Source organism: Hymenobacter coalescens (assembly GCF_054783195.1).
This window is the reverse complement of sequence record NZ_BAAGRA010000007.1, coordinates 356,022-368,839: the sequence shown is the minus strand read 5'-3', so window position 1 is coordinate 368,839 and position 12,818 is coordinate 356,022. Positions and strand designations below refer to the sequence as shown.

General features: G+C 60.6%; 8 protein-coding genes. All 8 read right to left on the bottom strand.

The window, feature by feature from the left end; all coding sequences use genetic code 11:
- Window positions 1-2 precede the first annotated feature (2 nt).
- A complete protein-coding gene (locus ACYVKQ_RS07065; protein ID WP_460577063.1) occupies window positions 3-1,037 on the bottom strand; it encodes a DUF3871 family protein in 1,035 nt (344 codons plus the stop codon).
- Between the two features lie 406 nt (window positions 1,038-1,443).
- Window positions 1,444-1,848, bottom strand: a complete 405-nt coding sequence (locus ACYVKQ_RS07060; RefSeq protein WP_460577062.1) for a hypothetical protein — start codon at window positions 1,846-1,848, stop codon at window positions 1,444-1,446.
- Window positions 1,849-2,439: 591 nt separating this feature from the next.
- On the bottom strand, window positions 2,440-4,839 hold the full coding sequence (locus tag ACYVKQ_RS07055; protein WP_460577061.1) for a DEAD/DEAH box helicase family protein: 2,400 nt from the start codon (window positions 4,837-4,839) through the stop codon (window positions 2,440-2,442).
- A 54-nt stretch (window positions 4,840-4,893) separates the two neighbouring features.
- Complete coding sequence (locus tag ACYVKQ_RS07050) at window positions 4,894-8,232, bottom strand: DEAD/DEAH box helicase family protein (RefSeq protein ID WP_460577059.1); 3,339 nt, start codon at window positions 8,230-8,232, stop codon at window positions 4,894-4,896.
- A complete protein-coding gene (locus tag ACYVKQ_RS07045; RefSeq protein WP_460577057.1) occupies window positions 8,232-9,398 on the bottom strand; it encodes a restriction endonuclease subunit S domain-containing protein in 1,167 nt (388 codons plus the stop codon). Before ACYVKQ_RS07045 ends, ACYVKQ_RS07050 begins: the two co-directional genes overlap by 1 nt.
- Complete coding sequence (locus ACYVKQ_RS07040) at window positions 9,395-10,876, bottom strand: type I restriction-modification system subunit M (protein WP_460577055.1); 1,482 nt, start codon at window positions 10,874-10,876, stop codon at window positions 9,395-9,397. Before ACYVKQ_RS07040 ends, ACYVKQ_RS07045 begins: the two co-directional genes overlap by 4 nt.
- A gap of 3 nt (window positions 10,877-10,879) precedes the next feature.
- Complete coding sequence (locus ACYVKQ_RS07035; protein WP_460577053.1) at window positions 10,880-11,404, bottom strand: GIY-YIG nuclease family protein; 525 nt, start codon at window positions 11,402-11,404, stop codon at window positions 10,880-10,882.
- 100 nt (window positions 11,405-11,504) lie between these two features.
- Window positions 11,505-12,809 carry a site-specific integrase gene (locus tag ACYVKQ_RS07030; protein WP_460577051.1) on the bottom strand — a complete coding sequence of 435 codons (1,305 nt, stop codon included), beginning with the start codon at window positions 12,807-12,809 and terminating at the stop codon, window positions 11,505-11,507.
- Window positions 12,810-12,818: the final 9 nt, after the last annotated feature.

Sequence of the window (12,818 nt, the reverse complement as noted above, 5' to 3'; positions counted from 1 at the left end):
CGTCAGCTGAGGTACCAATTCGTGCCGCGGCCGTCGATGGCATCCTGCACCTGCAGCGCGAAATCCAGCGCGTTGACCGAACGGTCCAGGAACTGGTCGATGTAGGTGCTCTTATTGGCGCCGGTGAACAAGTTGTAGAGCCGCCACAGGTTGATGTCGCCGTTGTCGTCGCGGCAGAAACTCTCGTCACGGAAGTAGTCGCGGCAGACGGTGCCGAGCTGCTGATCGCCGAACAGGAGCGCCGGAATTTGCTGCCGGGCGGCCGTGGGCAGGTGCTGGTACATGCGGCAGCGGCCCATGAGCTGGGCGAACTGCTGCTCCGTCAGCGCGTACTCGGTCAGCGCCTGCAGTTGGCGTAGATGGCGGTGCTGCTCGTAGGCGCTGAGCAACTGGTAGACGGCGGCCCGGAGCTGGTCGAGGCTGCCCACACGCAGGTCGCCCATGTACCCATCGGTGCGCACGCAGAGGTTCGTGCACACCAGATTCTGAAAGCCGACGAAGAGCTTGAAGTGCTCGGCTGCCCCCTTGCGATTGTAGAGGTTGTCGAGGTTGTAGGCCTTCACCCCGCCCACGACGAGGGTGAGGTCGTTGCCGCCCACGGTGTTGCGAATGGTCGGCACCTCCAAGCAAAAGGCCAAGCGCTCATAGTAGATCGTCCGCTCGTGGTCCTGCAGTTGACTGGCCGGCTTGTCCTTGGCCTCGGGCGTGCGGCCCTTGATGGGGTGCGACACGCGAATCTGCGGGGCGAGGATCTGCTCGCCGCGGAACACGTCGTAGACGGCCTCTTCGGCCACCTGGATGAAGTCTGACTGGCTGATCAGCGGCTCGTTGTCGCGGACGTATACCGGGATGATGTGGTTGTGCCGGATTTCTGAGAAACTGGTCGCCACCGTGTTGGCCTCGATGAAGGCCCGCGACGTGGATACCAGAGCCGGGGCAGAAGCAGAAGAGCCAGGCGCTTGCGGGCCTGGCTCTCGGATGATCTGCAGTTGCGGAGTGGATGGAGCGGCGTTCAGCCGCATGATCGGAGTTTCCATGATGTGTGGAAGGATTTGGGTGAACAATGAGCACGCCAAGCGTGCGAAATGACGGGGAAAGGCGCTCAGGCGCCGACGTGGGTCGTCGGGCATGCGTGAGGGAATTTGGTTGTGCCGCGAAGGAGGTGGGCCGGGTTGCTGGGCCTGATCGGGCACCAGATTGGGAGACGAATCGGGAATGGTGCGTCGTAGCCATATCCTCTGCTCACCGCACCTCCCTTCTAGGCTTCGGCTAGGTGGCCGATCTTCCCAGACGGCGGGCGCGGCCATCAGCTACCGCATGCTCAGCGGCAGGCAGCGGCAAGCTCGCGGAGATACATCTCTGACGTGTACACTCGCCAGAGTTACACTCCATCGGCTGGGAAGTCGGTAGGTTGGCGCAGCGGTGAACCAAAGCGGCCTGGGTTCAGCAATCGGGCGTTGCAGGACGGTGCTCCGTAGCTGGGAAGCCGCGGGCATGTTCCTGGGCGAGGCTCTGCTCGCCCCGATTCGCTAGCTCGGCCTCGACCAGCAAGTAGTGGAGGGCCTTTTGCTCTTCCAGCTGCTCGATGTACCACTGCTCGCCGGCGTCGAGGGCCAGTTCGTCCATCCAATCGCCGTGAGTGGCGTAGTGAGCCAAAGGGCCTTCGTCGTCGGGACCCTGGGTGTGGGAATCGTGGCGGCGGAGAGTCAGCGGTAGTGCCTCGTGCGCTTCATTGGCGAGGATGAGGTCACGCTCGTCTGCTTGGCGCTGCTCATAGTCGGGAAGTTCGAGCAGCATCAAGCAGGTGACGGCCAGACGGTGCAGTTGTGCCGCAATGGAACACATCATGTTGTGGGGTTCAGGTGACGGGAAATGATCCAGTAGCACGCGGAAGTCGTGCTGCGTCACCCGGGGGGTGCTCCGTTGCGGCGAGGCCCGGGGGGGCAAAGCCAAGCCAGTCCTCGCTCTCACGGCTGCTTGGCTGAAAATTTTTCCAGAAATTTTTCTGGGGCACCGGGGCTCCGAATTGCTCTTGCGACTTGATGAAGTCAGGTCATCACGCAAAGCCCCACGTTGGAGGAGCCGAGGGCAAGGTAGATTGACTAGCTCTCAGACCTGCGTGGTAGCCATCTCTAGCTGTTGGTCAGAGCTTTGCCTCATGCCATCTGGCTGCAGACTGAGGAAGGCTGGGATTTGGCGTGAGCATTCCCTCTCGTGTACGCGCATTTGTGTCCATGCCAGCATGCCGGGGGGCGTCATCACCCGGCGAAACCGAAGGCCGGATCGGGCAACAGGGAGGCGGCTTTCGGGTTTCGAGAGGGCTTGGCTTGTGCTCGATCTGGCCCGGGCCTCTGCTGTCTGGATTTTTCGCAGACCTCCTACTAGGAGTGCTGGAAGATTCCAGTTGTCAGAGATGAGGTGCCGCTAGGAGGTGACGCCTCACCGTACCGACGCTACCACTGCTGGGTCCAGCTTGATGTGCAGCGTGTCGACTCCAAACAGGTTCTCCCGCCCGCGCTTGGACGGTTGTTTGTTGACCAGCCCGAGTTGCTGACGCACCAAAGCGACGGCAATCGACCAGTACTCGGCATCCTCACGCGGCTTGCTAGGCTGTGCGGGCTCTGACTTTCTGTTCGCAGCAGGCATCTTGGAGTCTCGCGGAAAGTAGAGCCAAGTGCTGCCAAGGTTGGGATCATGCGACTCCACGGCACGAAGCGCGCTGACCAAGTGGGCCAAAATCAACTGTGATTCCTGGGGAAGATGATCCTCGAAATTCGCGGGCAGATATAGGCTGGAACCCAGCTCTTTGGCAAGCTCCAGCACTTCGCGAACTGCGCTACCCAAGGCATGCTGCACTCTTGAGTAGTAGTCTTCGCGACTTTTGGGCGCTGACCAATCCCAATCCTTGGCCTCAGTGACATGCTGCCCAAACCTCAGACGTTTCTGCTGAATCCGCCCCGGATGCACCCAGTTCTCAGCCACTTCCGTGACCTTCTCGGCCACAGCTGGGAACCGCTCGAACAACTCTCCGATGGTCAGCCTTTCTGACTTGGACAGTAGAGGAGTGCGATACACGAAGAGCCGACCATTTCCACCGTCAGGCTTTTCGTCTAGCAGTTGCAACACCGCTTCGATGCCATCGAATAGCGTTGTTGGATGGTACTGGTCGCGCCGATGCTTGATTGCGTCTTCGATGAAAGCGCTCATCTTGTCGGCGGCTGGCAGCACAGTGGTGGGCGGTGTGTAGCGCTCAACGGTGATGGACTCCAAGGAGCAGTTGGAGAATTGCTCATGTAGCGCCATCCACAAGATGAGTGCGGGTAGCTCTTGCCCGCGAGCCTCCAACGCGGCGTCCTTGTGGCTAGGATACTCGGTCACTAGGAAGTCGTACAGCGTCTCAAAACCGATGTAGCGTTCGTACGAAGCCTGAGTTGTGGCATCGACTGATGGATCTGCCCGAAAACCCTCCAGCAATTTGAGTCGCTCCTCATGCAGCTCGGTGAAATCTTGAAGCAGCTCTCGTTCAGTCGCATACGTGTCGGCGTTTTGAGCTCCGCCGCCCACTAGGCGATTGAGCGTCATACTGCAGAGCAGGTTCAGGCCCGGATTTGCGTTGTCGATGTAGTGCTTGAAGGGTGGCATGAACACATGAATGTCCCCTCCATTGCGCAGACGCGCAAACGCTTGAACAACAGCCGAACGCATGTCGGTGAATGTGCCGAGCCTGGTTTCCATGGTCCCGTCCGTAGCCGCTCCAGGCAACACAATGATGAGCACACCATCCGTCCGGGTGATGTTGACGCCGGTTTTGAAGGTGGTCCCGATGGTATTTCTGGACTCGTGGAAGGCGGCACTGCTCTCTCCTGTCAGCAGCGTTGGAACTGGCAGCCGGCTCTTCAATGCGCTGGCAACTGGGCCACCTTGTCCCGAATGCAGCTTCTTCGCCATGCTTTTGTAGGCTGTCAGCACATGCACACGGCGCTCCGGGTAGCGACCAACTACCTCGGCCAAACCCGCCAGCGGTTCCAGTTCCTTCTCGCTGTACGGATGCGCGCAGAGGTGAAGATGCAGACGCGCTTGGGTAGCTCGCTTCTGTCGATCTGCCTGGTATACTGCGATTTTGCGGCCGGTCAGATGTGCAACGGCCTTGGCTACTGCTACAGAGTCATAGGAAAAGGTGGCGCTGGCAATGAACGCCTTGTGAACCAAGCCACGCCACGCAAGCAGGTGCGGCAGGTAGGCAGATGCGAATACCTGAGGCCGCTCGTGTACCTCATCAATGATGAGCACCACCCGACGATGCACAGCTCGCAGGTGCTTGAGCAGCTCCATTTTGTAGTCTGCCTTGCCGGTGGATTGCCGCGCTGATTTCTTGCCGCCGCTGCCGAGCAGAAAATCGGGCGTCATCAGTTGCACGCTCCGATTGAAGTTGTCAGGCGTCGCCGAACTGGCATCTTCGCCTCCCGTAATGCGGGTACAGTCGAAGTAGATGATGCCACGTCGTCTCAACTCGCCGGAAAGTTCGCCCAGCAGCCGCAGGAACGGAGCACAGTAGAAGATGGTGTATTCCTGCTCTGCATTCTGGTACTGCTCGATGTAGTCGAACAGCACCTTAGTCTTGCCGGTGCCTACCTGGAAGTTGAGGATGGTGGTGTCTTGGCGGAACGGGTCCACCCCGGCAAGGTTGGTGCTTGCGTCGAGGTACTCGTCGTCTCGCAGGTGGATTTCCTCAATAGTCAGGTCCGGAAACACAGGCATCGGGCCGGCCACCTGTTCCGCGAACATCGTCTCGTCCAGCTTGAAATAGCAGATGGGCTCTTGGCACTTGCTGGCGGCCAAGTCTGGAACAGGAATCGACTGACTGGTGCTACCCATAGGCTAGTATCTGCGGCTCTACACCGCCTCGGCGTACTGGTTCACGCGCTCAAGCAGGGAAACCACCTCCGTGGCCTGATCCTCGCTGAACACGCCGAGTAGACCGTGAGTGGATACCTCCGTGAACGGCGCCTCGAACAGCGTCTCGGTTTCCAGGTAGCCGTTGCTGCTCAGGTACTGCACGATGAGGTCCAGGAAGCGAATCTGCTGCGCGTTCATCGACGGGTTGTTGATGAAGGAGCTGAACGCCTCCTTGACTGAGTTGGCCTCTAGCCCGACGATGGAGCGCACGAACTTGCCCAGCGGCTGCTTGCCGTAGGCCTTCTCGAACTGCTCGCGGGTACCAACGGTGCCCTGGTCGAAGAGCATGGTTTCCAGCTGCTGCAGCTCTGGCAGGCCGATGGCCTGGTTGGTGCGCAGCTTGTGGATGACGGTGCTCGTCCGGTGTTCGATCAGGTACTGCGCCACGCGCTTGCGGTAGGCTTCGAGGTTGAGGCTGGCGAGCTTGACCATGGCTGGCTCGGCCACCAACGACGGCAACACCTGGTCGTCGAGGTTGGTGTAGACGGGCGGCCGCTTCTCCGTCTGGATGAAGCGCATCAGCGAGCGGAGGTCCTGGCGCAGGTGCTCCAGCTGCGGGAGCGTGGGCGCGGTCCAGTAGGTCTGGCCCTGCACCTGCTTGATGAGGTCCATCTTGGCCGCCACCTGATGGATGGAGCCGCGTTTGGAGAGCGAGTCGGCCAGGGCGCGGGCTTCCTCTACCAGATGCGCAGGGGTGGAGCCTTTCATGAGTACCTCCAGCTCCATCGAGTAGCAGAGCTGGTCGAACCGCTTGGCCAACTCATCGTCCTCCGGCTCGAACACGATGGGCGTGATGTGGTCCATAAGTTCCTTGATCTGCAACTCGTTGAGGGCGTTGAAGCAATGTACGTCGCGGTACTTCTCCACCACGCGCCAGTGCTGTCGGACGAGGAAGCTCTCGTCTTCCAGCTGCTCGACCTGCTGGTGCAGGTACTTCCGCAGCTCGTCGGCGTACTGCTGGTGCTCCGGCTCGGTACGTTTCTGCAGGTGGAAGATGAGCTTGAGGCGCTGCTCAAACAGCCGCTGCGTGAGCGACTTGCCCTGCCGCGTCTCGTTGCCCTGGGGTTTCTGGCCGAAGAACTCGAAGTTCTCGCAGAAGTCGAAGATGAGGAAGTGTTGCTTGTCCTGCTCGTCTCCGATAAGGCCCGGGCATAGGCGAGTACCGCGGCCGATCATCTGCCAGAATTTGGCGCTGGAACGGATCGGTTTGTAGAAGACCAAGTTGACCACCTCGGGCACGTCGATGCCGGTGTCAAGCATGTCCACCGACACGGCGATGTGAGGGGCGCTGTCCTTCTCGGAGAACTTCTTGAGCAGGTCGTAGGCGTAGGTCTCGTAGTTGTCGATGACCTTGCAGTACTCGCCCTTGTATTGCGGGTACTGGGCGTTGAAGCGCTCCTCGATGAATTTGGCGTGGGCGTGGCTGCGGGCGAAGATGATGGTCTTGCCGATCCGGTCGCCGCCGGCCACCTTGATGCCGTTCTGCATCAGGTAGGCCAGCACCTGGTTCACGGTACCCTCGTTGAAGAGCCAGGTGTTCAGGGCCCCGCCGTCTACCTCGTCGGGAAACTCGCCCGTCAGTGGGTTGGCGAACTTCTCCTCGTACTGCAGCTTCTCGGCCGGGGTGAGGTCGGCGTAGCGGATGCCGTCGCGGTGGAACTTCAGCGGCACTGACATGCTGAACGGCGGTACCAGATAGCCGTCCTTCACGGCCTGCTCCAACTCGTAGGCGAAGGTGGGCACGCCCGGCTCCAGGCCGAACAGATGGTAGGTGTCCCGGTCGCCCTCGCTCTTGGGCGTGGCGGTGAGGCCCACCCGGTAGCCGTCGAAGTACTCGAAGATGGCCTTGTACTTGTTGTAGACGGAGCGGTGAATCTCGTCGAAGATAATCAGATCGAAGTGTCCGATGCCAAAGGTGCGCTGATGGGCATCGTAGCTCTGGTCGATCTGGTTGATCATCGTCTGGTAGGTGCAGAACACCACCCGGGCCTGCGCGTGCTCCTTTTCCCGCGTGAGGTCCACGGCGGGCAGGTTGGGTAGCGTCTTGGTCAGCGCGTTCTTGGCCTGGTAGATCAGGGCGGTACGGTCGGCCAGGAACAGCACACGCTTCACCCAGCCGCACTTGCTCATCACGTCGATGAGGGCGGCGGCCGTGCGCGTCTTGCCGGTGCCAGTGGCCATCACCAGCAGCGACTCCCGGCCCTTACCTTCCAGCACGCGGGCTACACTGCGGATGGCCTCAATCTGGTAGTAACGGTCGGCAATGGCCGCATCCACCGGTGCGTCCGATAAGGCCTGCCGCGTCGTCCGGCGCTGAATCAGGCGCTCCAGCTCGTCTTTCTTGTAGAAGCCGTGGACGCGCCGGGGCGGGTAGGCCACATCGTCCCACAGCCAGGTCTCGAAACCGTTGGTGTAGAAGATGACCGGACGCTGCCCATGCGCCTGCTCCAGGCATTCGGCGTAGAGCTTGGCTTGGTGCTGGCCGGCTTTGGGCTCTTTGCTGGTGCGCTTGGCTTCCACCACGGCCAGCGGTTTGCCATCTTCGCCCCAGAGCACGTAATCCACGCGGCCGGGTCCATTGTTCTGCCCATCGGCGGTGGGCATGCCCAAGACCTTGTATTCGGCCACGTTCGGGCCGTTGGGGTCCCAGCCTGCTTCACTCAGCAGCAGGTCGATGTAGAGCTTGCGGGTGATGGCCTCGTTGGGGTCGAGCGGCGGCGGCAGCTTGGCGTGCGACTCCTTGGCGGCCTTCACGCGGTCTAGCTCAGCCTGCAGCTGGCGGTTCAGCTCCTGGGTCTGCAGGAACGCCGCCTCCATCTGCTGAATCCGCTCCTTGTACTTGACAGCCGGCGTGTCCTGGGGCAACAATGCCACATCGAAGACCGGCACGGCTACACGCTCGGCGCTATACATGTTCACCACCCAGGCCGTGAAGCCGTGCATGAGCTGCAGGACGTGCAGTGCCTGCTCCGGCCTCACGGTGATGGTGCTGTGGGCCGCGTCGTTACCCAGCTTGCGTACTAGGTTGACCTGCTTGAACAGGCCAGGGGCCAGTAGCTCGCGCATGGCCGGTTGGTGCAGCAGGGCGTTGAGCGAGGTGTCGTAGGGCTCCTCAAGGTCCGCGTCGTTCTCGTATATCCACCGCACCCACTCTTCCAGAGCCTTGCGGCACAGCACCGCCGCGTAGGGCGCGGCCGTGTAGACATGTTGTTCAGCTTGTTGCAGGGTGGGAGCTAGCGTGCTCCACTCGGCGGATAGAAACGAGAAGTTGGACATCACTCGAAGTAGCTAGATAGTAGGGAAGTGAACAGGTGCTCGGACTGTTCGGCGGCTTTCTGAGCGAGGCGCTTCTGCAGCAGAATTTGCCGAGTCTGATGCTCGAACTCGCGTTGCAGGTCAAGCGGGGGCATAATCACCGGCAACTCCTTGATCATGGACAAGTTCAGGTTCTTCTGACGCACGCCGCGCTGACCTCGCTTCAGGTGCTCCTTCGCGAATTGGATGTAGAAGTAGACATATGGCGTAGAACAGCGCCCGTCGTCCAATTTGGCGAAGGCAATGGCTTGGTTGCAAGTCAGGTTCTGCGTGGTGATTGAGGACTTCAGCGCAGCCGTATCATACATACCGAGCAGCAAACTTCCAGGCGAGACAATCTTGGCCGCCGAGTTTCTCACCGCCTCTTCGGTGATATGCTCTTTGCTGGTGCCAATGTACATCTGCTCCAATTCGCCTGAGGACAACCAGGGAATGGTTCCTTGAAAGTAGGTCGCATCTGCCCTCGATGGAGTCCCGCCGCTTCGCCAGCTGCCCAGTTCTCCCAGTGAAGTCACCTTCCAGTTCTTGTAGTTCTCAATTGGGTCACCGAACATCTCGTGAAAGATGCTCCGTGTCAGCTCGTTGTACTTCTGCAGTATTTCTTGATTCTTGCGACGGAGGGCGTCGGCCTTATCGAGAGTAGCTGCAATTCGCCGCTGGATGGGCAGTGAAGGAAGTGGTAGTGTCAGCTCCTTGAGTTTCGTGACGGCGAAGCTTGACTGGTTGACAGACTGGTTCGAAATCCTGTGGAGCTTGGCTTTGAAGGCCGACGAGGTGAAATAGTGCTTCGCGTATGTGGCATCAGTCTGGTCAGGACTTGCCCTCAGAAGCAACAGATTCATCCCGTGAATGATTGGCTCCGAAAGCTCACGCACGAGAGCAGTTTTGCCCAGATGCGCCCAGCTGTTGATGTGGGACATCAGAATATCACCTTCACGCAGGTAGTAACCCGCGTAGGCGTCAGAAGTCACGTCAGCGTAGCCAAGCTTCGTAGTATCGATGATTCCGCTCGCAATGGTCTCAATGCGGGTGATGGGAATACCGCCCTTGCCAGCCTCCTGCTTGATGCTCACGCCGTTGCGAATGAGCTCGAAAGCCTCCCCGATTTTCACTTGAGGGCAGCTCATGCAGTTTGCAATTCAAGTGCAACCATGGCCTTCAGTTCTTGCAGTAGCTGCTGACGCTCCTCATCTAGCGCTTCAATCTGGGCAATGATGGTTTCGGGGCTATCGTGCTGCTTCTGCTCATGCACCACCTCCTTATAGCGGTTGATGCTCAGGTCGTAGTTGTTGCGGCGGATTTCCTCCACCGGCACGAGGAAGCTCTTGTCGGTGCGGGTGCGGCCGGCTTCGGCGTCACGGGTGTGCCACCGAGCTACCACGTCCTGAATGTCGTTTTCCGCCACCGGGTTGCGCTTGTCATCGAGGCTGTAGCCGTCAGCCTGCATGTCGTAGAACCACACCTGATCGGTGCCACCGACGCCGGTCTTGGTGAAAAGCAGAATGGCGGTGCTCACCCCGGCGTAGGGCTTGAAAACACCGGATGGCATGGACACCACGCCGGTGAGCGTGTGCTCTTCAATGAGCGTCTTGCGGATGATCTGATGGGCCTTGCTGTTGCCGAACACCACGCCGTCAGGCACAATCACCGCGGCCCGGCCACCCAGCTGCAGGCCTTTCAGGATCAGGCCCAGGAACAGTAGCTCGGTCTTCTTGCTGTCCACAATGTTGAGCAGCTTGGGGTCTACCACCTCCCGGTCAAGCGAGCCTTTGAACGGGGGATTGGCGAGCATCGCCGTGGCTACGTTGGTGAAGCCGGCGTTGTCCTCGCTTAGCGCGTCCACCTGCCGCAGGTGCGGGTTGTCCATGCCGTGCAGCATCAGGTTCATGGCCCCAATGCGGATCATGGTCGGATCGAACTCGGTGCCCATCAGCGCTTTCTCCTGGAAGTGCTTCTGCACCTCGGGCTTGAGCAGTTCGGCGGCGTGGTTCTCGCGCAGGTACTCGCCGGCCGCCACCAGGAAGCCGCAGCTCCCCGCCGATGGGTCGCAAATGATGTCGTCCGGCCGGGGCTGCACCATCTCCACCATCATCTTGATGATGTGGCGCGGGGTGCGGAACTGTCCGTTCTGGCCGGCCGTGGCAATCTTGCTGAGCAGGTACTCGTACACGTCGCCCTTGGTGTCGCGGTCGTCCATGTTGATTTCGCTCAGCATGTCGACGACCTGGGCCAGCAGGCGCGGAGTCGGAATCATGAAGGTGGCGCCCTTCATGTAGGTGGCGAAGGTGCCCTCACGGGAGCCCATGTTCTTCAGGAAATCGAATACTCCACCGTTGCGGGTGAAGAGCCGGTACATCACGTCCGGGTCGGTGTTCTTGAAGTAGCTCCACCGCAGCTCGTTCTCAAGCGGCAGGAATACGGGATTCTCGATGGGCTTCTTGAGGAAGGCGGCCTTCTGCTCGCGCTGGGTGTGCAGGTCATCCAGCCGGCGGATGAACAGCAGGTAGGTCATCTGCTCGATGACGGTGATGGGGTTGGACAGGCCTCCCGTCCAGAAGGCCTCCCACACACGGTCAATCTTGCTACGTAGTTCTCCGGTAATCATGGGTCAGTGGGTGCGGAACGTGTTCCATTCCGTGGTTTCCAGCTCCATCGCAGCGTAGGCCTCGAAGATGTACAATTCGAGGGGATTGTCGATGCGGATGGCGCTGACAGAAAGGCCGCGAAGGTACAACTGCGCCTGCTCGAAAGCAGTACCGAAGTCGGGAGTTTCGTCGGCGTTCATCAACTGCTTGCGGGTGCCCTTTGGACTGCCGTGCCGCTTCCTGGCAACGGCGAAGGCCAGGCTGGCGCTGAAATGGTCCTTGCCAAGCATGTGCTGCCGTAGGCGGTTGAGCACGCCCCGGGAGATTCCTACGTAGATCGGCGTGGTTCCGTCGAGCAGCACGTAGCATCCGCTGAAGTCTGCCGGTACGCCCCACCGCTTCGCCAGTGTTGCCACACCCTGGCCGGGTTGTGAGAAGTCCGACGCCGGCCAAGGATGCTGGATGGCCTCGTTCAGCCGGGCCATGTGCGCCGGGAGGACGGTTTGGGCCAGATCGGAGAACGTGTGGGTGCAGCCGTCGATGGACATGTGCAATAGCGGGTAGCTGGATAGATGAGGCGGTGGCCGACAAGGCCCCAAGCGCAAGGTGCTGAAAGCCCGGAAGACTTCCAGCACCTGCGCCCAACTTTCACAGCAGCTGCTCAAACACTGAGTCCAGCGCGTCAGCGTCGAACGAGTCAAGGTAGATGGCCGTCACGGCTTCCGACTTGTGGCCCATCGCCTCGCTGATAAGGCTGGTCGCCACGCCGCCCTTCTTGAGGCTGGTCGCGAAGGAATGGCGGGCCACGTATGTCGTCAAGGATGTGGCAATTCCGGCCAGCTCCGCCAGCGTTTTCAGATCCTTGTTGACCTGGCTCAGCACCTTGTGCAGACGGTTCTTGATCTGGGTGGCGGTGCGGTGCTGCTCCGTGTGGAGGACGGGAAACACGTAGCTGTCGGGTGTGGCACCCGTGGCCGGGCGGTGGCGCTCCAGGATAGCCACGGCGGGCGCCACCAGCTTAAGCACGAACTTGCCGCCGGTCTTCTGCCGCTCGTAGCGCAGCCGCCAGCTGCCGTCCTCCCCCACCGTCAGGTTGCGCCAACGCAGTTGGGCCAAGTCCACGAAGTTGATGCCTCCGCCGTAGAACGAGAACAGGAACACGTCCTTGGCCCGCTGCAGCCGCGCCGTTGCCGGGTCGATGGCTTCAAGCCGCCGTAGCGCATCCCGGCTGACAGCCCGCTTGGTGGTGCTCACATCGAACTTGCCGACGCTGAACTTGTGGCGCTCGGCCGCGGTACGGGCGAACGGGTAGTGCTCCAGCTTGGCATCCTCGTTGGCAATGGCCTTATTGAGCACGGCTCGCAGCGTCCGGAAACGTAGTGAGAGGGTGATTTCCCGCATGCCCGTGGCCCGCAGCGCCTTCTCCCACCGGTTGCAGAAAGCCACCGTCACCCGCTCAAAGGGAATGTCGGCAACGTCGAACTCGGCTGCCAGAAACTTGGCGAGCTGGTTGCGGATGTCCCGATACACCGTGGCGTTTCCGACCTGGCCCGCAGCCATCATGCCGGCCACCAGCTCGTCGATGAAGGCCAGCAACTGAATGCGGCGGAGCTTCTGCCGCTCCTGGGCGGCCTGGGAAAACACGGCGGTGGCGTCGTGCTGCTCGTCGTTGCCGGCGAGCGAGCGGGCTGCATCCGTGTACTTCTGCTCCCAGCGCTGCAGCGCCTGGATCAACTCCGTGCGCTGGGGCTCGGGGTAGCTGCGGCGGATTTCCTGCTTCTCGGCGTTCCAGTACTTGGGGTGGAGTGAGAGGCCCGTGGCACGGAAGACCTGCTTCCGGTCCTTGGTGATGCGCACCATGAAAGGGTGCGAGCCATCGGCCAGCGTCTTGCCGACCTTGTAGATGATGCGGACAGTAGCCTGTCCTTCCTTGTGTTCCGTCGTCTTGCTCATCGGAATGAG